Annotated in this window: 24 protein-coding genes; 18 read left to right on the forward strand and 6 right to left on the reverse strand. The window is 38.1% G+C overall.

The window, feature by feature from the left end:
* Nucleotides 1-144: 144 nt before the first annotated feature.
* The 13 genes from ED622_RS16550 (at nucleotide 145) to ED622_RS16610 (ending at nucleotide 11,679) form a co-directional block, all read left to right on the forward strand.
* Nucleotides 145-1,749 (forward strand): ABC transporter substrate-binding protein, encoded by a 1,605-nt coding sequence (locus ED622_RS16550; protein ID WP_254052650.1) that lies wholly within the window; start codon nucleotides 145-147, stop codon nucleotides 1,747-1,749.
* A complete protein-coding gene (locus tag ED622_RS16555; protein ID WP_162922541.1) occupies nucleotides 1,740-2,723 on the forward strand; it encodes an ABC transporter permease in 984 nt (327 codons plus the stop codon). Before ED622_RS16550 ends, ED622_RS16555 begins: the two co-directional genes overlap by 10 nt.
* 16 nt (nucleotides 2,724-2,739) lie before the next feature.
* Nucleotides 2,740-3,507, forward strand: a complete 768-nt coding sequence (locus ED622_RS16560) for an ABC transporter permease (RefSeq protein ID WP_122035891.1) — start codon at nucleotides 2,740-2,742, stop codon at nucleotides 3,505-3,507.
* Between the two features lies 1 nt (nucleotide 3,508).
* On the forward strand, nucleotides 3,509-4,270 hold the full coding sequence (locus ED622_RS16565) for an ATP-binding cassette domain-containing protein (RefSeq protein WP_122035893.1): 762 nt from the start codon (nucleotides 3,509-3,511) through the stop codon (nucleotides 4,268-4,270).
* A complete protein-coding gene (locus tag ED622_RS16570; protein WP_122035894.1) occupies nucleotides 4,254-4,841 on the forward strand; it encodes an ATP-binding cassette domain-containing protein in 588 nt (195 codons plus the stop codon). Before ED622_RS16565 ends, ED622_RS16570 begins: the two co-directional genes overlap by 17 nt.
* Before the next feature lie 368 nt (nucleotides 4,842-5,209).
* Entirely contained in the window at nucleotides 5,210-6,073 is an 864-nt protein-coding gene (locus ED622_RS16575; protein WP_122035895.1) for an urease accessory protein UreD, read from the forward strand.
* 15 nt (nucleotides 6,074-6,088) lie between these two features.
* Nucleotides 6,089-6,391, forward strand: coding sequence for an urease subunit gamma (locus tag ED622_RS16580; protein ID WP_122035896.1), 303 nt, complete (start codon nucleotides 6,089-6,091; stop codon nucleotides 6,389-6,391).
* A gap of 10 nt (nucleotides 6,392-6,401) precedes the next feature.
* Nucleotides 6,402-6,755: an urease subunit beta gene (locus ED622_RS16585; RefSeq protein WP_122035897.1), complete on the forward strand. Its 354-nt coding sequence runs from the start codon at nucleotides 6,402-6,404 to the stop codon at nucleotides 6,753-6,755.
* Complete coding sequence (ureC, locus tag ED622_RS16590) at nucleotides 6,755-8,458, forward strand: urease subunit alpha (protein WP_122035900.1); 1,704 nt, start codon at nucleotides 6,755-6,757, stop codon at nucleotides 8,456-8,458. Before ED622_RS16585 ends, ureC begins: the two co-directional genes overlap by 1 nt.
* Nucleotides 8,459-8,529: 71 nt before the next feature.
* Entirely contained in the window at nucleotides 8,530-9,018 is a 489-nt protein-coding gene (gene ureE / locus ED622_RS16595; protein WP_122035902.1) for an urease accessory protein UreE, read from the forward strand.
* Nucleotides 9,019-9,029: 11 nt separating this feature from the next.
* Nucleotides 9,030-9,695, forward strand: coding sequence for an urease accessory protein UreF (locus ED622_RS16600; RefSeq protein ID WP_122035904.1), 666 nt, complete (start codon nucleotides 9,030-9,032; stop codon nucleotides 9,693-9,695).
* Between the two features lie 10 nt (nucleotides 9,696-9,705).
* Nucleotides 9,706-10,326, forward strand: a complete 621-nt coding sequence (ureG, locus tag ED622_RS16605) for an urease accessory protein UreG (RefSeq protein WP_122035906.1) — start codon at nucleotides 9,706-9,708, stop codon at nucleotides 10,324-10,326.
* 84 nt (nucleotides 10,327-10,410) lie between these two features.
* The gene (locus tag ED622_RS16610; protein WP_122035909.1) at nucleotides 10,411-11,679 is read left to right on the forward strand and encodes a RidA family protein; all 1,269 of its coding nucleotides are present in this window, start codon (nucleotides 10,411-10,413) and stop codon (nucleotides 11,677-11,679) included.
* 123 nt (nucleotides 11,680-11,802) lie between these two features.
* Here the strand turns inward: ED622_RS16610 and nanQ are convergent, their stop codons facing one another.
* The 4 genes from nanQ to ED622_RS16630 are packed head-to-tail and all read right to left on the reverse strand — an operon-like array spanning nucleotide 11,803 to nucleotide 15,481.
* Nucleotides 11,803-12,273 carry an N-acetylneuraminate anomerase gene (gene nanQ, locus ED622_RS16615; RefSeq protein WP_122035911.1) on the reverse strand — a complete coding sequence of 157 codons (471 nt, stop codon included), beginning with the start codon at nucleotides 12,271-12,273 and terminating at the stop codon, nucleotides 11,803-11,805.
* A gap of 56 nt (nucleotides 12,274-12,329) precedes the next feature.
* On the reverse strand, nucleotides 12,330-13,847 hold the full coding sequence (locus ED622_RS16620; RefSeq protein ID WP_122035914.1) for a sodium:solute symporter: 1,518 nt from the start codon (nucleotides 13,845-13,847) through the stop codon (nucleotides 12,330-12,332).
* A gap of 54 nt (nucleotides 13,848-13,901) precedes the next feature.
* Nucleotides 13,902-14,777, reverse strand: coding sequence for an N-acetylmannosamine kinase (locus tag ED622_RS16625; RefSeq protein WP_122035916.1), 876 nt, complete (start codon nucleotides 14,775-14,777; stop codon nucleotides 13,902-13,904).
* A complete protein-coding gene (locus ED622_RS16630) occupies nucleotides 14,774-15,481 on the reverse strand; it encodes an N-acetylmannosamine-6-phosphate 2-epimerase (protein ID WP_122035918.1) in 708 nt (235 codons plus the stop codon). Before ED622_RS16630 ends, ED622_RS16625 begins: the two co-directional genes overlap by 4 nt.
* A gap of 258 nt (nucleotides 15,482-15,739) precedes the next feature.
* On the opposite strand from ED622_RS16630, the gene nagA reads away from it, so the two are divergent.
* Nucleotides 15,740-16,900 carry an N-acetylglucosamine-6-phosphate deacetylase gene (gene nagA / locus ED622_RS16635; RefSeq protein WP_122035920.1) on the forward strand — a complete coding sequence of 387 codons (1,161 nt, stop codon included), beginning with the start codon at nucleotides 15,740-15,742 and terminating at the stop codon, nucleotides 16,898-16,900.
* Nucleotides 16,901-16,960: 60 nt separating this feature from the next.
* On the opposite strand, the gene ED622_RS16640 is transcribed toward nagA, so the two are convergent.
* Complete coding sequence (locus tag ED622_RS16640) at nucleotides 16,961-17,839, reverse strand: MurR/RpiR family transcriptional regulator (RefSeq protein ID WP_122035922.1); 879 nt, start codon at nucleotides 17,837-17,839, stop codon at nucleotides 16,961-16,963.
* Between the two features lie 291 nt (nucleotides 17,840-18,130).
* On the opposite strand from ED622_RS16640, the gene ED622_RS16645 reads away from it, so the two are divergent.
* The 4 genes from ED622_RS16645 to ED622_RS16660 all read left to right on the forward strand — a co-directional run bounded on the left by ED622_RS16645 (nucleotide 18,131) and on the right by ED622_RS16660 (nucleotide 22,211).
* Nucleotides 18,131-19,024: a dihydrodipicolinate synthase family protein gene (locus ED622_RS16645; protein WP_122035924.1), complete on the forward strand. Its 894-nt coding sequence runs from the start codon at nucleotides 18,131-18,133 to the stop codon at nucleotides 19,022-19,024.
* A 129-nt stretch (nucleotides 19,025-19,153) separates the two neighbouring features.
* Nucleotides 19,154-19,360 (forward strand): YaeP family protein, encoded by a 207-nt coding sequence (locus ED622_RS16650; RefSeq protein ID WP_122035926.1) that lies wholly within the window; start codon nucleotides 19,154-19,156, stop codon nucleotides 19,358-19,360.
* A complete protein-coding gene (locus ED622_RS16655) occupies nucleotides 19,360-19,548 on the forward strand; it encodes a DUF4250 domain-containing protein (protein ID WP_122035928.1) in 189 nt (62 codons plus the stop codon). The genes ED622_RS16650 and ED622_RS16655 overlap by 1 nt, the downstream gene beginning before the upstream one ends.
* Nucleotides 19,549-20,009: 461 nt before the next feature.
* Nucleotides 20,010-22,211 (forward strand): immunoglobulin-like domain-containing protein, encoded by a 2,202-nt coding sequence (locus ED622_RS16660; RefSeq protein ID WP_122035931.1) that lies wholly within the window; start codon nucleotides 20,010-20,012, stop codon nucleotides 22,209-22,211.
* Nucleotides 22,212-22,322: 111 nt separating this feature from the next.
* Here the strand turns inward: ED622_RS16660 and ED622_RS16665 are convergent, their stop codons facing one another.
* Nucleotides 22,323-23,669, reverse strand: coding sequence for a sodium-dependent transporter (locus tag ED622_RS16665; protein ID WP_122035933.1), 1,347 nt, complete (start codon nucleotides 23,667-23,669; stop codon nucleotides 22,323-22,325).
* Between the last annotated feature and the right edge of the window lie 113 nt (nucleotides 23,670-23,782).

The raw sequence follows: 23,782 nt of genomic DNA on the forward strand, positions 1-23,782 counted from the left end.
CTTATTACTACGTTGAATAAAACTTAATAGCCTAAATAACCCTTTCTGTGTAATTCAACTAGATCACTACTTTATTTCTAATGCAGATCGTAAATGCGCTCTTTCATTTACCTGTACTCACTTTCTTTATATTGGAAACAAGTTGTGAATATATTATCTAATTTAATAAATAAAAAATTAATACTATCCCGCTTTCTATTTATATTACCTTTATTTCTTTCAGTCTGTTTTGCATCTCAAGCCTCTGCAGATAGTAATCAGCCTGATACCTTAAAAGTCGCACTAGGTGGTGAACCAACAACCGGATTTGATCCTATTTTAGGTTGGGGGAAATATGGTAATCCATTATTTCAATCTACATTATTGAAAAGAGACAATAAATTAAATTTTGTGGGTGATTTAGCTACAAAGTGGCGTTTGACTAACGAGAACCTAACTTGGATCGTCACACTTAGAGATGATGTCCTATTTAGTGATGGTAAACCACTCACCGCTGAAGATGTCGCCTTCACATACAATCAAATTCTGACTCAAAGCAGTACTCACGATCTCAGTGCATTAAAAGTAGCTGAACCTTTAACACCTTACTCCGTCGCTTTTCATTTAAAAAGACCCGACATTACTTTTTTAGACCGATTATCCTCAATTGGAATCGTACCTAAACACGTCTACGAAAAACAAAATCATAATGGCTTTCGTTACGGCCAACATCCCATCGGTTCAGGCCCTTACATATTGACTCAATGGGAAAGGAATCAATTTGTAAGTATGAAATTGAATCCACTTTACTACGCTAAAAAGCCAAAGTTTAAAAAACTTATTGCGGTTTTTGGTAGTGAAGAGTCACGCTTTATGCAATTAAAGACCCATCAATTGCAGTTAAGCGTCATACCTCAACGTTATGCTACTCAGCATATTGATGGATACAAACTCTGGGCAGTGCCAACCCTAGATAATCGCGGTATTGTTTGGCCAATGTCTTATCAAAAAGGTGCTGATATGACTTTTGTTAGTTCAGACCCTGCAATACGTAAAGCGTTTGAATCCCTAATTGATAAACAGCTGATCGTAGACAAATTATTAGATGGTTATGCAACACCTGCCTATTCACTTGCAGACAATATGCCGTGGGGTCTAAATACCACAGAGATCAAACCAGCCACTATCGATGCGACAAATATACGCAACGTATTGAACCAAGCTGGCTGGTACGACAGTAATAACAACGGTACGATTGATAAGCAAGGTTATGAAGCGTCATTCACTTTACTCTATAAGGCGGGAGACAGCGTTAGAGAACAACTTGCACTAGCAATAAGCTCAATGGCAAAAAAAGTTGGTATACATGTCGATGTCAAAGGCCTTGAATGGAATGTAATCGCTCAACAGATGACGACAACACCCGTCCTTATGGGATTTGGCAGTCACTCTGCTAGTGAAGTAAGGTATGTGTATCATTCTGATTTTGCTAATACTGATTTTTATAATTCAGGAGGATATAAAAACACCATCGTAGATACTGCCATTGATAATGCGTTAAAAGCCGATTCTTGGAATACATCCATCCCATTTTGGCAGCAAGCACAACAGCAAATTCAACAAGATCGTCCTTGGACATGGCTGGTAAATATAAATCATTTATACCTTGCTAACGATTGCTTAGATTTAGGAACGCCAATAACAGAGCCTCACAATCACGGCTGGCCATTAACCGCTAATATTGAGGAGTGGCGTTGGCAATGTCAGTAATTCACATTAACTCTAACTGTTTCTGTATTGGTCTAGTTCGTCTTGCTCTGCAATTGTGTTTAGCGTTATTAGTAATGACATTACTCTTATCATTATCACCGATAGATCCTATCAGTGCTTATTTTGATGGTAATGCTCTTGCTGTCTTTGGTGATAGAAAAGAGCAATTAATACAACAATTAGGGTTAGACCAAACACTAATAGAGCGTGTACTAACATTTGGCAAAGCGTTATTAAATGGAGAGCTTGGATACTCTCTTCATTATCAACAAGCCGTCAGTGACATTATTTGGCAACGCAGCCAGCACTCTATTTATTTAATGGGGTGGGCCGCTTTACTATCTTTGATACTCGGTTATAGCATTGGGTTAGTTCTTGGCATTAGCCCAAATAATCCTTTCAGTAAAATGATGTCTCAGTTGGCATTGGTGATGAACTCATTACCAAGCTTTTGGATTGGCTTATTATTAATTTCGCTGTTTGCAATTAAGTTATCCTGGATGCCAGCCGGAGGGATCGCTCCTATCGGAGTATCTTCTGATGAACTCAATGTTAGAGAGCAAGCCACTTATTTTATTCTGCCTTTAATGACGCTATGCCTAAGTTTAATTGCTCCTATTATTCTACATACCAAAGAAAAAGTAATTGAAGTTAATAATAGCCAACACGTACATTATGCTCGTATTCATGGCTTATCGACCTTCTCAATTATACGGTTTCATTTAATCAGAAATACTATTGTGCCCGCTCTTGTTATTCAACTGGCTGGCTTTTCTGAGCTTCTTAGTGGCTCTGTTATTGTTGAAACTGTATTTAACTTTCCAGGAATTGGGCAAACCTTAGTAAAGGCTGGATTAAGTGGTGACACGCCACTCTTGTTTGGTATTACTTTGTGCTCTGCCCTGTTTGTTTTTACTGGTAATGCTATTGCATCGTTGTTAAGTAGACAGCTTTCTTTATCAACTTCTTTATGATTTAAAGGATCGATTTATGCGACCAACGCATCTTCCTTTATTGCTGTTTTCTCTTTTATTAGTGACAACTGTTGCATGGCAAAATAATGGGGAAACACTCGATTTATTCAGCAAAAACCTTCAACCAAATTGGCAGTATTGGTTTGGGACAGATTGGCTTGGAAGAGATGTTTTTAGTCGAACATTAAAAGCCTTACTGTTTAGTTTAGCAATGGGGGGGCTATCGTCATTATGCTGCGCTTTTTTATCCATGGGTTTGGCTTTAATTGGCAATATAAATAGTTCATTTAGCTATGTCATCAATACGTTAGTTGATGCTTGGAGTTCGCTTCCACACTTACTAGTTATGATTGTCTTGTCCGTTTTAGCTGGCGGCGGATTTGAAGGACTTGTGATTGCGATTACGTTTAGTCATTGGCCTAAATTAACTCGTCTACTAAAAATAGAAATCGAGCAGTTACGTAATAAGCCTTATATTTTGCACGCATTAGCGTTCGGACATTCAAAAACAAAAAGCTACATTACACACCTGACACCCCATGTCTTACCACAGATATTGACAGGAACCTTAATTTTATACCCCCAAGCACTTGTCCATGGGGCTGGTTTGACTTTTTTAGGATTAGGCATAGAACCATCCACTCCCTCTATGGGTGGAATGCTTTCTGAAGCAAGCAAGTATCTATTAAGTGGTCAATGGTGGTTAGCCCTGTTCCCTGGCATCGTATTAGTCATTAGCTCACTATTATTAATGTCCATTGGGCAAAAACTAAAAAGAGAATAGCGTGATAGCCCTACAAATAACAAATCTTACTATAAAGCAATGCTCGCAGATAAAACCCTTACTTTCGGGGCTCTCTTTAACCATTAAAAAAGGAGAAGTCCTGGGTATTATAGGCACCAGTGGTAGTGGAAAAAGCGTCTTGATTAACGCATTAATGGGGATATTATCTCCTACTTTCGAATTATCTGGCTCAATCAAATACGATGAAGAAACTCGAATATCATTAGTACCGCAAAGTGTTGAAGCGCTGAACCCAACCACTAAAATAGGAGATCAACTCTCACAATTCGACCCACATAAAAAGTGGTATCGTTCAAAAAATAAAATGCTTATAAACTCAGCACTATCACAAGCTCAGTTGCCGTCAGTTGTTGCAGAGCGGTATCCTTATCAATTATCTGGAGGAATGGCAAAGCGAGTAATGTCGGCATTGGCCTTTATTCAAGATACCGACATTATCATTGCTGATGAACCCAGTTGTGGCGTAAATGATGAGTTCGCTCACCCCTTGTTCCAACATTATGCATCACTCGCTCATGGCCCTAAAAAAAAGGCCATTATTATGGTGAGCCATGATTTAAAACACGTCATTGGTATTGCTGATCGCATTCTTGTTTTACAAAGCACAGCTAACAGCAATGCTTTATCCATAATAGAACACACCACACCAAATGAAATTAAACAAGGAAGCAGCCAATGCTATAGTCAAGCTTTATGGCAAGCTCTACCTGAGCACTGGAGTCATCATGATTCACTTAACTAATGTCAGCGTCCAATTTCAATCAACCACACTTAGTCTACCTAACATCGCGATTAACCAAGGCGATATTATCGGCTTAAGTGGAGAAAGTGGCTCGGGAAAATCAACTATTGCGATGTTATTTTCTGGTTTTCTTCTACCAAAAACGGGGCATGTTTGTACTCCTTGCTATGACAAACATACTGCCAATCCTGTGCAATGGGTTGGGCAACACCCTGAGCTTTCTTTTAATCCTAAATGGACGATTTTACGTTCATTAAAGGAAAGTTATCGAGATACAGAATTTGAATCTCGTCTTATCGACTTTAATATTCAAAAAGAATGGCTTACTTGTTACCCAAAACAACTCTCGGGAGGACAACTCCAACGTCTTGCTCTATTTCGAGCTTTACTACCAACAACTCGTTACTTGTTGTGTGATGAAATCACTGCTCAATTAGATCCACTAACTCAAATATCAATTTGGAAAAGCTTACTTAACTTTTCGACTCGACAAAATATTGGATTATTAGTTATATCTCACGAATCCTCATTATTAAGTTCGATTTGCAAAAAAGTAATTACACTAAATTAAGAACTTTTATTCAGACATAAATGGTATTTAAAAGAATAGTTTTTCACTTATTAACATAATAAAAAAAATGATAAAAAAAACGTGTTTTTTACTTATTTTATCATTGCCAAGTACAAAATATAGGACTACTATCTATTTTGTAAGTCGTTCAAACAATCATCTCTAAAGTTAATTTATTTTCACATATTCATGTATACATAAAATAAATTATCTTTACTGTAAATGAGTACTTTACTCACACTACCTAGACTTAGGTAATTACAATTTATTTAAAATTCTTATTTCTCTAGTTTTTAACTGGAGGTATTTGCTATTTGTTTTCATTATTTCTTTTCTCAAGAAAATATGCCATATCGGCAGGGATAATTATGCAAAAAATAAATACATCATCTTCTGGTTGGCTGGCTGATATATCCCTTTTCTATGAAAAAAGAGGCTCTAACACCAAACTGGTTCATCGTGAACAAATTGGGCCATTAATGGTTCAGCGCCCCTTTTATCCGGAAATAGGGATAGCTCATACTTATCTACTTCACCCACCAGGTGGTGTGGTAGGTGGCGATCAACTAAACATCAACATTCACGTTGCCTCTGAAGCACATTCATTAATAACAACACCTGGGGCAACTAAGTTTTATCGAAGCTCAGGAGCAACATCAACTCAAACCCAACGATTAAGTGTAGATTCCGATGGGTTCTTGGAGTGGTTACCACAAGAAAATATATTTTTCCCAAATAGCCAAGCGCATATAAAGACACAAGTAAATATTCATAAGAACGCACATTTTATTGGCTGGGAAATGAATTGCTTCGGTCGTCCTGTTTTAAATGAAATATTTACACAAGGATTAATCACAGGACGAACCAATATTCAGATTGACGGTAAATTATTACTTTGTGAATCGATTTATATTGATTCAATAAATGAAACTAAACACGCAGCGGGAATGCGAAATTACCCAATGTTTGGCAATCTTTATATCTACCCCGCTTCTGATGTATTAGAAGATAAATTAAGAACACTAATTAATGAACATTTCCATGAACAAACTGGGTTATTTGGCAATAGCGATCCTATTTGTGGAATTACTGAAATTGATGGCTTATTGGTTATCCGTTATTTAGGTTATCAAACAGAGCCGATGATGGCCTGCTTCAGTACTTTATGGCAACACACTCGTCAACATTGGTTAGGAACATTACCCGAAGTCCCGCGCATCTGGGCTACATAATTAGTTGGAATCATCATGGAATTAACACCAAGAGAAAAAGATAAGCTGCTCCTTGCTTCTGCTGGAATGATTGCAGAAAGACGCAAAGCTCGCGGATTAAAATTAAATTACCCAGAAGCGATAGCTTTGATCTGTTTTGAAATAATGGAAGGTGCTCGAGATGGGCGTACCGTGGCTGATTTAATGAATTATGGCAGAACCATCTTAACCGCTGACGATGTAATGGAAGGTATTCCTGAGATGATCCCAGATGTTCAAGTGGAATGTACTTTCCCTGATGGCACTAAACTTGTGTCTATCCACGAACCCATCATTTAAGGAGTTACCAATGATCCCTGGTGAAGTGAAAATTAATAATGAACTTGGCCATATAGAGTTAAATGTAGGGCGAACAACAACCACTCTTTCTGTTGCTAATTATGGCGACCGTCCTATTCAAGTTGGTTCCCATTATCATTTTTACGAAGTTAATGAGTCGCTGCATTTTGACCGTGAACCAACTAGAGGCTTTCGTTTAAATATTCCTGCAGGTATGGCAATTCGCTTTGAGCCTGGTCAACGTAGAATAATTGAATTAGTTGCATTTGCAGGCAAGCGTGAAATCTATGGATTCCAAGGTGCAATCATGGGGCCTTTAGATCCTATCGTTGCAGAACAAACAGAAAACAAAGAGGTTAACTAATGGCTCACATCTCACGCACAGCCTATGCAAATATGTTTGGGCCGACAACGGGAGACCGATTACGCTTGGCAGATACTGAACTGTTTCTAGAAGTAGAAAAAGATTTCACCACCTATGGTGAAGAGGTGAAGTTTGGCGGTGGTAAAGTGATCCGTGATGGTATGGGTCAAAGCCAAGTTCTGAATAAAGATTGCGTCGATGTCCTAATTACCAATGCATTAATTGTCGACCATTGGGGGATCGTAAAAGCAGATATCGGCATTAAAGATGGTCGCATCTCAGGCATTGGTAAAGCGGGGAATCCTGATATTCAGCCTAATATTGATATCGTTGTAGGTCCTGCAACAGAAGTCGTTGCAGGCGAAGGAAAAATAATTACAGCAGGTGGTATTGATACCCATATTCACTTTATCTGCCCTCAACAAGCAGAAGAAGGACTATCATCAGGCTTAACGACCTTTATTGGTGGCGGTACAGGTCCTGTTGCAGGATCTAATGCAACAACAGTAACACCCGGTATTTGGAATATGCACCGTATGCTCGAGGCGGTAGACGAACTACCCATCAACGTTGGTCTCTTTGGTAAAGGTTGCGCAAGTAAACCAGAAGCATTACGTGAACAAATTGAAGCAGGCGCAATGGGATTAAAGCTTCATGAAGATTGGGGCGCAACGCCTGCTGCTATTGATACTTGCCTTACTGTTGCCGATGAAATGGATATTCAAATTGCCATTCATTCAGATACCTTGAATGAAGGTGGTTTTTACGAAGAAACAGTAAAAGCGATTGGGGATCGTGTTATTCACGTTTTCCACACTGAAGGTGCAGGTGGCGGCCACGCTCCTGATGTTATTAAATCTGTTGGCGAAGCTAATATATTACCGGCATCAACTAATCCAACCATGCCGTATACGATTAATACCGTCGATGAGCATTTAGATATGTTAATGGTATGCCATCACTTAGATCCTTCAATTCCTGAAGATGTGGCCTTTGCAGAGTCTCGTATCCGCCGTGAAACCATTGCTGCTGAAGATATTCTTCATGATCTTGGTGCTGTTTCAGTAATGTCATCGGACTCACAAGCAATGGGCCGTGTTGGTGAAGTGATTATTCGTACTTGGCAATGTGCGAACAAAATGAAATTACAACGTGGTGCCTTAGAAGGCGATGATGAGAACAGTGATAACAATCGAATTAAACGATACATAGCTAAATACACCATCAATCCGGCTATTGCTCACGGGATCTCTCATGAAGTCGGTTCAGTTGAAATAGGGAAATTAGCGGATCTTGTTGTATGGAATCCTGCTTTCTTTGGGGTTAAGCCATCACTAATAATGAAAAGTGGTTTAGTGGCTTATGCGCCAATGGGAGACATCAATGGCGCAATACCAACACCACAACCAGTACATTATCGTCCAATGTATGCGTGCTACGGCAAAGCAATGTACAAGTCATCAATGATATTTATGTCACAAGCCAGTATTAACGCAGGCGTACCAGAAAAACTGAATTTACAAAGCCAAATTGGTGAGGTGAAAGGTTGTCGTAATATCTCGAAAAAATCGATGATCCATAATAGCTATACACCACACATTGAATTAGATAGCCAAACCTATGTAGTAAAAGCCGACGGTGTTCCTCTTGTCTGTGAACCAGCTACAGAATTACCGATGGCACAACGTTATTTCTTATTTTAAATAACTAACCAAAAAACCTCGCTCTGCTAGTTTGCCTATTGCTGGTGGGGCACCTTTTACAGTGAACAATCATGATTAAATTTACTCATCTTGTTCATCATCATGACGCAGATAATCATGATCAGATGAACACCGAAAACACAGTAACACTAACTCTATGCTTAACCATGTTAGAGCGTACAAAAAGCCGTTTAAAAATCACTTTAAATGATGGATCTGATGCGGGTCTATTTCTACCTCGTGGCACCGTATTAAAAGAACACGACATCGTTGAAAGTGATGATGGTATTCAAGCCAAAATCACCGCTGCAGAAGAGACCGTATCTACCGTGTATAGCGATGATTTACTATTACTTGCTAAAGCGTGTTACCACCTAGGTAATCGCCACGTTCCTCTTCAAGTTGAAACAGGATGGTGTCGCTACCTACACGATCACGTACTTGATGACATGGTGCAACGTTTAGGATTAATAGTAAAAGTTGAACAAGCTAAATATCAACCTGAGCCTGGAGCCTATGGTGGTTCAAGTGCGGGTTCACACGATGGTCATCACCACTAAGCGAGGCCATTATGCTAGAGGATTTAAGGCTCTATCAATTAATTAGTCCCTCTCTTCCAGTAGGATCATTTACTTATTCACAAGGATTAGAGTGGGCAATTGAAAAAGGTTGGGTTAGCAATGTTACCGAACTAAAGCATTGGTTAAGTAATCAATTAATGGACAGCATCGCCACATTAGAGTTGCCAATTTTAGCCAAAATGACCCTATTAATAAAAGAAGAAAAATGGCAAGACGCCCAAGAGTGGTGCGATTTCATTATTGCCAATCGAGAAACCAAAGAGCTACGTCTTGAAGAGAGGCAGAGAGGGTTGGCTTTCTCAATGTTATTACCAAAAATAGGGATTGAATTAAATAAAACCACCCTACCGATAGTAAAGCAAACACAAATTGCCGCCTTTGCACTAGTCGCTACTCACTGGCAATTAACACCTAAAAAACTCGCAGTCGCGTATGCCTGGGGATGGCTTGAAAATGCCGTTATTGTAGGAATTAAGCTAGTTCCATTAGGACAAAGTGCCGGACAACAACTGCTGCTCGAAATGGCAGACGTTATTCTAGAAGCAGTAGAAAAATCACAGCACTGGCCTGAACACTTAATTGGTAGTTTCACCCCTGCGCAAGTATTGGCAAGTTCTCGACACGAGAGTCAATACACTCGACTTTTTAGATCATGAGGATAAGAAAATGCAAGATTATAAACAACCTTTACGCATCGGCGTTGGTGGTCCTGTAGGTTCAGGTAAAACAGCACTCCTAGAAATCCTATGTAAAACACTGCGTGATACTTACCAAATCGCAGTCGTTACTAACGATATTTACACTCAAGAAGATGCAAAGATCCTAACTCAAGCAGAAGCTCTAGCGGCAGATCGAATCATTGGAGTTGAAACGGGAGGTTGCCCGCATACCGCCATTCGTGAAGACGCATCAATGAACTTAGCTGCCGTTGAAGAGCTAGCCCAACGCCATAAAAACTTAGACGTCGTATTTGTAGAAAGTGGCGGTGACAACCTAAGTGCGACATTCAGTCCTGAATTAGCCGACTTAACTATTTATGTCATTGATGTTGCTGAAGGCGAAAAGATCCCACGTAAAGGTGGTCCAGGTATCACTAAATCTGATCTTTTAATCATCAATAAAATCGACTTAGCGCCGTATGTTGGTGCTTCACTTGAAGTGATGGAATCAGATACCGCTCGTATGCGCCCTACTCGTCCATACGTGTTTGCCAACCTGAAAAAAGGCGTCGGCCTAGAAAAAATTATCGAATTTATCATTGAGCGCGGCATGTTAAATGAAAAATAGTTTTCTTTAATAACTAGAGAATGATGCCTTTAAATTATAGGCATAGTTACGAACAACATTTAAAAAATTAATTTAGGAAATATCATGAATCATAAAATTATTAAGCTTTCAAGAAATACACATAATGCACCCCAAAACACTATACACTCACAAACCGTTGCTTTTTCTCATTATAATAATATTTCAGCGCAGTTACCTATAGATCCAACAACCAATAAAATTGTTAGTACTGATATAAAAGAGCAAATAAATCAATGTTTAAGTAACCTTGAGTCAATTATAAAAAGTATTGGTCATGCAAAGGAGGATATTATAAAAATAAATATTTTCCTTACTAATATTTTAGATATTGATGCTATCGATGATATTTACGCCAACTTCTTTCAAGATTATTATCCTACGCGTATGGTTATTGCTGTCGAAGCCTTACCTATCGATGGGGCTTTAGTGCAAATTGATGCTGTAATTTCAAATGGTGAAGGAACTCATCCACAACAACCTTGCCAACTAATAAAAATGGCAAGAAACACAGATAGCGCCCCTAAAAATGCCTTATCCACCCAAACGGTTGCTTTCTCTCATTACAATAACATCACAGCACAGTTACCTATAAATCCCAAAACAGGCCTAATCATCTCTGACAATATCAGTGAACAAACAGAGCAGTGCCTTAACAATATTAAAGCTATTTTAGAAAGTATTAATGTCCCTCTTGATGATATTGTTAAAATAAACATTCATCTTAAAAACCTTAAAGATATTGATGCTGTAAATGAAGCATATTCTACATTTTTCCCTGACTCAGCTATTGCAAGATCTGTTGCCTATGTTCCAGCTCAAACAGTAACTATTGCGTCGGCATTGCCTATGAATGCATTGATACAAATTGATGCTGTCGTGTCACATGGCGACGGTACTCCTCCGCAAGCGGTTGAAGATAGACATGATATTGTAATAAGAGCTAGCAATACAGACAATGCACCTCAGAATTCAATGTCTACACAAACTGTTGCTTTTTCTCATTACAATCATATTTCAGCTCAATTACCAATCAATCCAACAAATTCTGAGATTAGTATTGGCAATATAAAAGAACAAGCAAAACAGTGTTTACAAAACATCAAAGCGATCGTAGAAAGCATTAATCACACGATGGATGATATCGTTAAAATAAACATTCAACTTACAAATGTTGCAGATATCAATATTGTAGATGATGTTTATGTTCAGTTCTTTAATAATGATCGTCCAGCAAGAACGGTTATTGGAGTTTCAGCTATACCTATGAATTCACTAATACAAATAGAGGCCGTTGTTTCTAATGCTGAAGGGACGCCTCTGATAAAACATTAATAAATTACTCTTCTGATGAGAATTTAAATAAAAAGAACTCTTCCTAGATAATTGAAAGCCTCAATAACAAGTATTGCCATAACAGGCTTGTTTTGAGGCTTTGTTTATTTAACTCTTCGTAAATTATGTTAGTAAAGAACGGTGAACTTTAATCACTATCTTTTTAATCAATCCAGATTGAGATACTACACATCCCGGTTTATGCGGCTCTTCAGGAAAAAAAACAGCAAACATTTTAGAATGCATAATGACTTCATTACACTGATTCATACTTTCAACTAAGTAAAAATCGTTTTCTTCATCATAAGATTTAGCGATTGGATTTGCCGCATCTTCCAATGAATATTGAATACGTTCTTCCCCACGAATTAAACATTGTACATCGATATACTCTTTGTGAACCTCAGCTTGCTTACTACTTGCTTCACCTGTTTCAAACTCCATTACATTGGCAAATATTCTCTCACCATCAATAATGTGCTTTCCTGTTGGCAGCGCTTCTAAATCTGTTTCATTTAAATACGCTAAACATTGTTGAATCACACTTGGTAAATACTGGTTTGTTTTTTGATGTTCAATATGACCGTAAATCATAAACTGTCCTTAAAAGAGCCTTTAGGTAAATGCAAAGGCTCAAAGTAAATTATCAATTATGCTTTTGCTGCTGATGTTGAGTTCTTGTCTTTCGTTGCACTTAACTCATCAATTTCGTCGCTATTTAAATTATTTTTAAACATCGGTGCCGTTAAGTAACCAACAATAACCACCATCAACGTCCCGATAACACCATAGAAGAAGAAGTTTAAATCGGTAGCAGAACGAACCCACAGCACAGTAGCGATACTTGCAACCACACCTAGTAACGCACTGTTTGCATTTGCTCGGCGGATAAAGATGCCTAGCATAAACAATCCTGTCATTGGGCCACCCATCAAACCAAGTAAGCTGTTAAACGCATCCCAGATTTCACTTTCATTCGACATAATCAAATAAGTAGAGGCAACAACACCCAGGATACCTGCCACAACAGTTAAGGTTCTACCCACTCTTAATTTCTGTTCAGAGGTTGGGTTTTTACTTACTTTCTCATAAATATCAGAGGTGAAACACGCGGCAATACTATTCAAGCTACTTGAAATACTTGATTGTGATGCAGCAAAAATAGCTGCAATAATCAGGCCTGCAACGCCGACAGGCATTTGCGAAATAATATAGAAAGGTAAAATACCACCAGTATTGAAATCAGCAGGAAGCAGCTCTGGATTTTGAGTGTAGTAAGCAAATAGTGCAGAGCCAACCGCAAAGAAGAACACAGGAACACAAGCGACTAATTTTGCATTCGTGATCAGTGCTTTTTTAGTTTCATCAATATTGTCGGTAACGATATAACGTTGAACCACATCTTGGCTTGCTGTGAATTGTTGTAGAGAAGCAAAGAAGAAACCAATCATTAATACCGGAATCGTACTTTCAGTCCAACTCCAACTAAATTGCTCAGCTGGGAAGTATTTGTTTGCTTGATTTGACATGCTAAACACTTCAACAATACCGCCATCTACGTTAAAACAAACAACAACAAAGATAAGAATAGCCGCAATAGAAAGCATAATACCTTGGATTACATCGGTCCAGATAACCCCTTCAATACCACCTAAGAAGGTGTAGATAATACAAAGAACACCAATTAAGAAGACAATCATTAGCGGGCTAATATCGATAAATGGCATTAGTGCTAACGCCGTTAAATAAGTAACAATTGCAATACGACCAATATGAAACAACATAAAAGAAATGCTGCCAAACAAACGCATTCTTACGTCAAAACGTCTTTCTAAATATTCATAAACAGAAGTAAGATTCAACTTTCTAAAAAAAGGAATGTAGAACCAAAAGACAATAGGAAGAATAGCAATAGCAACATATTGTCCAATCAAAAATGTCCAGTCACTGGTGTACGCTTTTGCCGGAATAGACATAAATGTGATAGAACTTAGAGTAGTAGCAAAAACGCTGAAACCTGCGGCCCAGCCGGGGATTCTTCCTCCAGCTTTAAAGTAATCATCCGCTGATTTTTGACGACGAGCAAAGTAAACACCCACTGCCATAATTGCCGCTAAATAGGCAAAAAGAGCGATGTAATTTAATGTACCAAATGATTGTGCTTCCATTCGAATATACCTTGTATAATTTTTGTAGGGTTAAGTTTCTATTTTTTATAAATTCTAATTTGTTGTGCTAGCCCAATGAGCAACGCCAATCAATCCAGCATCTGCACCGCAACGAGCATGCTGAACCTTGGTTTGGTATGGTGAAGGTTGTTGTGCTAGGTAGTGCTGTACACGTTCTAAATAATAAGGTGCAAGACCAACACTGCCACCTAAAGTAACCAATTCTATGTCTAGGACCATTTTTAAATCGGCAATTAAATGAGCGATAGCCCTTGCGGAGCGATTAACGATATCTATTGCATTCGGATCATTTTGAGAGAAATATTTAAAGACTATTTCACCTGTACAGTCATCTCCAAAAAATGCTTTTCCGGCTTGTCCTATCGCCGTTCCTGAAGCAATGCTTTCGACACAGCCCCGACGACCACAACCACATATCGGTCCATTAGGATCAGCAAGTGTATGCCCAGCATGACCTGCGATACCATTAGTCCCAATAAGCAAATCATTATTAATCACAACACCTGCACCAACCCCCGTAGATACGGTAATAAAAGCCATATTGACTCTATTTAGCTCAAGAGTCTGGTACTCTGCCCATGCAGCAGCTTGTGCATCATTGATCGCGACTGTTGGTTTTTTCGTAATATTTTCAATAACCTTTCTTAATGGATAATTATTTAATCCACCAAGGTTTAAAGGATTTAACGCCGTTAGTATCCCGTCTTTAATGATCCCCGTTGAAGCAACGGCAACCGTTGAAACTTCGCTAATCAATGGCGTTAATAACCTCTCTAATGCCTTATCCATATCTTTAGGGTTACTAGAAGAAGGCGTTGGTGTTTGCTGACGGCGAATCACTTTTCCTGACTCAATTATTGCCGCCGCAATTTTAGTTCCACCAATATCTACCGTTAAGCAAGACTTCATGCGATGTCCTTAATAGTACTTTTTTTACCTAGATCGACTTCTGATTTAAACCAACCACAAATATGTTCAATCCGCGTTATTGCAGAACCTACCGTTACACATGACGCCCCTGCTTCTATTGCCTGACGAGCCAATAAAGGAGAATTAAATCGACCTTCCGCCATTACAAAACACCCTTGTTTTGCAAGTTGCTCAATAAATCTAAAATCTGGATCTTTTGGCGTAATTGGGGTCGTATAACCTGACAATGTCGTGCCAATAATTTCAACACCAAGATCATGACAGAACATTCCTTCTTCATAAGTCGAAGAATCAGCCATAACTACACAACCTAAGCTTTGAATCTTTTTCACTAACTCTTCAACAGATACAGGGCGAGATCGATGCGTTGCATCAATGGCGATGATGTCAGCTCCTGCCTCTTTTAATGCAACCACATCTTCAATATAAGGCGTAATTCGTACCTCTGAATCATCAAGGTCACGCTTAATAATGCCTATAATTGGAACCGATACATGAGGTCTTACTGCTTTTACATTATCAATGCCTTCAATTCTTAAACCAACCGCACCACCTTCAATGCTTGCCATTGCCATAGCAGCGACAATTTCAGGTTTATCCATAGGTCCATCATCAACAGGCTGGCATGATGAAACGAAACCTTGTGATAATGCATTCAGTGTTTTGTTGATATTGCTTCCCATAAAGCCAAACTCCAAATCTCATAATAGTACAATAGTATTGCTCCAAATATATATTTATGGAGTTATACTTCAATAACGAGATGTAAAAATGGAGATCTAGATCTCCTAAAAAATAAAGACCATAGAATAAAAAAGAACAAACACCCTTATTTATAAGGATTTTAATTGATTGAAATGTGACATTACTGTATTTTTGATTACATCATGCTTGGAGTATTACTCCAATAAAAGTAAATATTTGATTGATAAGGCAGATAAATGAACAGTAAAAATGCTCAAAATAATCAGTATATGATTACCAATATTGATGTATTTAATGGTCAAAAAATAGAAGAAAAACAAGCTATTATTATCAATAATGACTCCATTTCATCCATCATCCCAATGGAAAAAGCGCACTCTTTAGCGATGGAAAGCGTTGATGGCCATGGCGCACTAGCTACTGCTGGCTTTATTGATATTCAACTTAATGGCTGTGGCGGCGTATTACTAAATACAGATATTAATTTGTCTACATTAGATACGATGAATAAGACCAATGTGAAATACGGAACCACTCAGTACTTGCCAACATTGATCACCAGTACTGAAGTCGATCTCAATGACACTTTATCGTTAATGACTAGTTTTGATAATGCAGAACAAGAAGGTGTATTAGGACTTCACCTTGAAGGGCCTTTCATTAGTATAGAAAAAAAAGGGGCTCACCAAGCGCGATACATTCGAGAGCTAGACTTAACAACAGCTCAACGACTTGCAGAACATAGCTCTCACATAAAAGTATTAACGCTTGCCCCTGAGCATATCAAACAAGACGTTTTAGATTGTTTAACTGATGCTGGGATCACTGTATCTATTGGACATACCAACGCAACGTACGATCAAGTCAATTCACGTTCTGGTTTTAGTATGGCAACGCATTTATATAATGCAATGACACCTCTTGGCTCAAGAGAACCTGGTGTAGTTGGTTATATTTTCGATAAAAAGCCTCATGCTGGCATTATTGTAGATGGTATTCATGCTTCTTACCCATCGGTTCGAATTGCCCACCAACAACTAAAAGAAAAACTCTTTTTAGTTACCGATGCCGTAACGCCTGCAGGAACGGATTTAACTGAATTTGATATGGCAGGAACTCAAGCCTATGTGACAGATGGAAAATGTCATTATGAAGATGGAACTATTGCAGGTGCAGCAATTACCATGATTGATGGGGTTAGAAATTTAATTAATCATGTGGGTTTATCAAAAGAAGAAGCGTTAAGAATGGCGAGTTTATACCCAGCTCAAGCATTAAAAATAGATGATGAATACGGACAGTTAAAAGAAAACTACAAAGCAAACATTACCCTGATCGACAGTAATAATGACATCACGACGACGATTCAGATGGGTAAGCTTGTTTATCAGAAATAAAAAATAGGCCGTGAAAATATCTTAATATTCACGGCCTAATTATTTTATATTACCAGAAACTTATGACTGATTTGAAAGCGCTTCTGTCGTTTTCAATTTATTGGCTTTTGCTCCACTAATGTCGCGTTTGACTAATAATGTATAAATTAAATCCAATACGAACAACTGCGAGATCTTAGTACCAATCGAGTCACCTTGAAGTTGCCCCTGCCTATTACCATTAACTAATACATAATCAGAATATTTAGTGATATCCGAACGTGGATTATGCGTAATAGCAATCGTCGTCGCACCGTTCTCTTTTGCTAAGCGTAAAGCTTTGGTTGTTTCCACAGAATTACCCGAGTGGCTAAGACCTACCGCAAAATCTCCCGGTTGCATTAACGATGACTTAATATACATAAAATGGTTATTGGTAAATGCATCCACATTCAAGCCAATTCGCATAAATTTATGTTTTGCACTTTCGGCTGTTAAGCCAGATGAGCCTACACCAAAAAAGTAAATCGCTTTCGCATCTTTTAGCGCTTCAGACACCGATTCCAAAGATTGAAAATTAAGAAGGTTCATGGTTTCAGACAACACGCTTTCAATGGTTGACTGCAGCTTATGCCCTATCACTTCTGCATTATCTTCTGCGGTTACATCAGTATCAAAAATCTCCTTCTCTCTCCCCTGAAGGTTAGAGACCTCTATCGCCAGTTCCATTTTAAAATCTTGATAGCCTTTAAAACCTAATGTACGACAGAAGCGAATAATTGTCGCATCACCGGCATTAACGATCTGTGATAATTCCGCAATTGAATGCTTACTCACTTGAGTCGCATTAGACATAACATAATCAGCAATACGTTTTGAAGACGGGGTTAGGCTATTATAAAGACTGCCTATCGTATCGATGATGTTGCCCGCTTTTATTTGAATATTGTGGTTGGACATCAGTTAATAATCCTTGAATAAAACACCCTACTCATTCCATTCTGTCACGCCACTCCTATTTTGTGAAGTGTAACTCCATAATTATTATTCCTCTTTTCCACACTAAAAATCGATAAATTCGACGCATATAAAAATAATTCGTTCTAAATAACCCTTTATAGATCACATTTACAGCATCGAACTATGATTTTCATATTGCCAAATGAAACTTTACTCCATAAAATTAGTTTAACTCCAATATTGATATTTAAATGAAGGATAACTTCATAAAAATAAACTAATGAGGCTTAAATGAAAAAGTTAACCGGTTTAATTGCTGCTCCACATACACCTTTTGATTCTTCAAATAACGTAAACTTTGAAGAGATTGATAAAATCGCCAAGCATTTAATCAAAGATGGCGTAAAAGGTATTTATGTATGTGGTACAACGGGTGAAGGCATTCACTGTAGTGTTGAAGAGCGTAAAGCAATTGCTGAACGTTGGGTAAGCGCTTCTGATAATCAATTAGATATTATCATTCACACTGGTGCATTAAGTATTGTTGATACTTTAGAGCTTACACGCCATGCAGATACACTCGATATTCTAGCAACATCAGCAATTGGCCCATGTTTCTTCAAGCCGGGTAGTGTCGCTGATCTCGTTGAATATTGTGCAACTATCGCTGCCGCAGCACCATCAAAAGGCTTCTACTATTACCATTCTGGCATGTCTGGTGTGAATTTAAATATGGAAGAATTTTTAATCCAAGCCGATAAGCGCATTCCTAATTTATCAGGACTTAAATTTAACAGCGGTGACCTATACGAATACCAACGTTGCCTTCGCGCTTGCGATGGTAAGTTTGATGTGCCATTTGGTGTTGATGAGCATCTACCAGGTGCATTAGCGGTTGGCGCTAAAAGCGCAGTAGGCAGTACTTATAACTACGCCGCTCCTCACTTCAATTCAATCATCGATGCGTTTAATCGTGGTGATCAAGAAGCTGTATTTAATAAGATGACAAATGTTATTGAGCTTATTCGTGTCTTAGTCGATTTCGGTGGTGTAGCTGCAGGTAAAGTTGCTATGGAGCTTCACGATATCAACGCAGGAGATCCTCGCTTACCGTTAATGCCATTAAGTGCAGAACAAAAAACAACCGTTGTAGAAAGAATGAGAGCTGCAGGCTTCATTCAATAATATATTAAACCTTCTTGCTCTAGAGCTGAAAAACTTCCCCCTAGGTTTTTCAGCTTTTTTTTGATCTAGGTTTTCCCTTTTTCAACGTGTAAACTTCATGATAGTTATCATTTTAAAATGGAAAGTCTAATGAAAGTATATGATTGTTGTGAGATGGTTCGTGAGTTGTATTCATTAATTGGTAGTGGCGATCAGGGTTACATCCCTCAAGCGATTACGTGTGCAGTTAAATCATTAAATGATATTGCTGCTGACGAAACGCTTCCAAAAGCAACTCGTGAAAAAGCCGCATTTGCCGCTGCAAACTTATTAATTTCTGATTTTGAGGATGAGTAATGACACCTGAAAAAGTAGCTACAATGGATCCAATTATGTTGATGAGCATTGTTAACATGAAAATTCGAGATGAGTTTGGAGATCTTTATTGCTTAGTTAAGTTCTATGAACTAGATCAGAATGTATTAGTTAAACGATTATCTGAAGCAGGCTTCGAATATTTAGAAGAAGCAAAACAATTTAGATAAATATAAAATAAGAGGGGTATATATTTCCCTCTTATTTTTCTATATAAACATTTCCAGTACCCCTTCCATTACCATGAAACTTTGAACGCACATTCTTATTATTAACCAATAAAAAACATAATATAAAAAGAGATATTGGTCCCATATCATTATGATACAAAAATGCTATTAATCTTATTTAAACACATCGGAATAGTGATATTTATTCCACTTTAAAAATAAGAATGGAACAAAAAACAAAACAATTAAAATCAAAAACTTAAGTTGATAAATTGCATTTTAATCACAATTAAACATCCATTTAACTTCTATTTAATATAACAAAAATAAGATAAAAACATTTTGTTACACTTATAAAATCAGAACTTTCAAATATCCATGATAATTTTATTTTTCTTTATATTTATCGTTAATTAAGTATTTAGTTAATAGATTACCCACCAATTAAAAGTGAATTATGTATGGCATTACTAACAAAAAAAATGAAGCTAAACACTATTGCATTAGCATTATTGGGAGCAGGTTTCTCTGTTCAATCACACGCAAATGACATGATAAACCCAGATGGCGGTATTGTTGTTGGCTATTGGCATAACTGGTGCGACGGTCGTGGTTATCAAGGTGGTAACGCTCCTTGTATGACATTAAAAGAAACAAATCCTATGTATAATGTCGTTGATATTTCATTTATGAAAGTCTATGACACTTCCGAAGGTCGTATTCCGACCTTTCGCCTTGACCCAACAGTTGGTTTGAGTGAAGCTGAGTTTATTGAACAAATTCAAGAGTTGAATACTCAAGGTCGCTCTGTATTAATCGCACTTGGCGGTGCAGACGCTCATATCGAATTAAAACGTGGGGATGAAATACCATTTGCAGACGAAGTTATCCGCTTAGTTGAACTATATGGTTTTGATGGCTTAGATATCGATTTAGAGCAAGCCGCTGTAACTGCTGCCGATAACCAATGGGTAATTCCAGAAGCACTAAAAATAGTAAAAGATCATTATAGATCGCAAGGGAAGAATTTCCTTATTACGATGGCTCCAGAATTCCCTTACCTAAAAGCTGGTGACAAATACGTTCCTTATCTTGAGCGTTTAGAAGGGTATTATGATTGGATTAACCCACAATTCTATAACCAAGGTGGCGATGGCATTTGGGTTGATGAAGAGAACGCATGGATTACTCAAAACAGTGATGCAATGAAAGAGAAGTTTATCTACTACATCTCTGACTCATTGATCAACGGTACTCGTGGTTTTCACAAAATCCCTCACGACAAACTTGTTTTTGGTATCCCAACAAATAATGATGCTGCAGCAACAGGATTTGTTAAAGAACCCCAAGATCTTTACAACGCATTTGATGCTCTAAAGCAGCAGGGACAACCTTTACGTGGTGTAATGACTTGGTCTATTAACTGGGATATTGGTACTGATTCTGCTGGTACTCCATATAACAGCAGCTTTATTAATGCTTACGGCCCATATATTCACAGTCAAACGCCACCACCACCAGTGGTTGGTAAACCTGTGTTTACAGGGTTAACTGATACACGAGTTCCACACGGTAGTGTATTTGATTCATTAGCGGGAGTTACCGCAATGGATAAAGAAGACGGTAACCTAACATCATCAATTACGGTTGAGGGCTCAGTGAACACACAGGTTCTTGGTGACAATGTACTTGCTTATAGCGTAACTGACTCTGATGGTAACGAAACGAAACAAGCTCGTAATATTGAAGTTTATAGTGCGCTTCCTGAATTAACAGGCGTTGCAAACACAACCATTAAAATAGGCTCAGATTTCAACCCTCGAACTAACGTAAAAGCAACTGATGCTGAAGATGGAGACTTAACGTCTCAGATCTCTATTGAAGGAACAGTAAATACTTCTCTTGCAGGTAAGTACACATTAACTTATTCAGTAACAGACAGTGCGGACCAAACTACAACAGCACAGCGTACAATTACGGTAAATGATGGTTCACAAGTTTGTGTTAACCCATGGAAAGCCGATCAAGTTTATTTAACTGACGAAACAGTAAGCCATAACGGAAAAACATGGCAAGCTGGCTGGTGGACACAAGGTGATGAACCCGGCACAACCGGAGAATGGGGAGTTTGGAAACAAATTGGTGATAATGATTGTGGTGGTGTAACTCCAGAACCCGGTATTGAGTTAACGGCAAAAATCACAGATCTCAGCAATGAATATTCAATTGTAAACTCAACTGCTAACGTAACGTTTTCTATTACAACAAATGATACCGCTTCTGTAACGGTTGATATCATTGACCGTATGGGCAACAGCATTGCATCGGAATCAACCTCAATAACTGGTATTCAAGCTGTTTCTTTAACGTTAAACAACGTTGAATCCGGTTATTACTCAATGCGTTTATTAGCATCGAACGCTGATGACTCGGTAGAAGAACGTTACAGCTTTAATCTAGTTTCTGAAGATACGCCAACACCACCACCAACCGATATTCCTGCATATGAAGTAGGTAAAACATACGCAGATGGCGAACAAGTTCTAGGTTCTGATGGAAACATTTATCAGTGTAAGCCTTGGCCATACACACCATGGTGTTCAAGTGCATCTTATGCTCCAGCAGAAAGTCAATACTGGGCTGACGCTTGGGATAAGGTATAAATAAAAGCGCTAAAATATACAAACGTATTTAAAAGTAACACATAGAAAAAAGCCAGCATATCAATGCTGGCTTTTTATATTTAACTCATTTTATTAATGCCCTAACTAATATTAGAACGATGCCCAAAGAACGGTAATTACTAAGATAGGACAAACAAATTTCACATACAGAGGCCAAATCTTACCGAAGAAACCCTGTTGGAATTCTGGATAACCTTGCTCAAGTTCTTTGATTTTAGAATGTCGGCTCCATACCCAACCACCAAATACACAGAATAATAATGCTGCGACAGGTTGCAAGTACTGAGTCGCAACCATTGCAACCAAACCAAATAACTCACCAAAATTAAATACAATTATCACACTGAACACAGCAATTAGAGCACCTAAAAACCAACTTGTTGGCGTTCTTTTGGTTTTGAATCGCTCACTCACTAAAGAAACTGAACACTCAAGCATTGAAATTGAAGAGGTTAATGCTGCAATCGTTAATAGTAAGAAGAAAACAATCGCAAACAGATCACCAAACAATCCTAAGCTATCAAACATCATTGGTAATACAGTAAATACTAAGGTATCAGAACTGATTAATGAACCATCTTCTGCATAGATTTGAACGCCCTTCTCCATTGCAACAAACATTGCAGGCATTACCACTAATCCAGCAATAAATGCCACAGCCGTATCCACTAAAGTCACGTTCATTGCCATCTTAGGAAGGTTTTCTTTCTTACTTAAATATGAGCCATAGATAAGCATTGAACAGCCACCAATGGTTAACGAGAAAAAGCCTTGTCCCATCGCTGCTAAGATCAATTTTTTATCCATTACCTTTTCAAAATCAGGGATAAGATAATGCTTCAATCCTTCAATCGCACCTTGTTGCATCATGATATAAACAAACAATAAGCCAAATAAAACAAACAAAGCAGGCATTAAACGTGTTGACCATTTCTCAATACCGTCTTTAATTCCACCTTGTACGATTAGAATAGTTAATACATAAAAGATTATCGTACCCAGTAAATTACGTTCAATACTAAAACCTTTAAACCATTCAGCAAGATCATGTAATCCAACGACGTTCGCCATTGCACCAAACAAGAAACAAATTAACCATCCGCCAACAATGCTATAGAACATCAACACTGCACTCGGGACACTCAAACCAATCCAACCAACAAAAGCACCTACACGCTTACCTATTGGGTTAGAAGTCAATGAACGCATACTATCGACTGGGTTCGCTTGGCCATGACGACCAATCGCCATTTCAACAACAAGCATAGGAAAGGCCACCACAAGGATCATGATAAGATAAACCAATAAGAAAGCCCCACCACCATTACTAGCAGCTTGAGTTGGGAATCCCCAAATGTTACCTAACCCAACAGCCGCGCCTGCCGCCGCTAATATAAAACCTATACGTGAACTAAAACTTTCTCTGTTACTGGTCATTCTCTGTATCACCACACTAGTACAATGCAGGCATAATAACTTCACTAATAATGAAACACCAGTTTTAAATCTCTAATTAACTCATTTATTTACGTCACTAATAAAAGTCCAGA

It is taken from the genome of Aliivibrio sp. EL58 (assembly GCF_900312675.1).
In the GTDB taxonomy this organism is placed as follows: domain Bacteria; phylum Pseudomonadota; class Gammaproteobacteria; order Enterobacterales; family Vibrionaceae; genus Aliivibrio.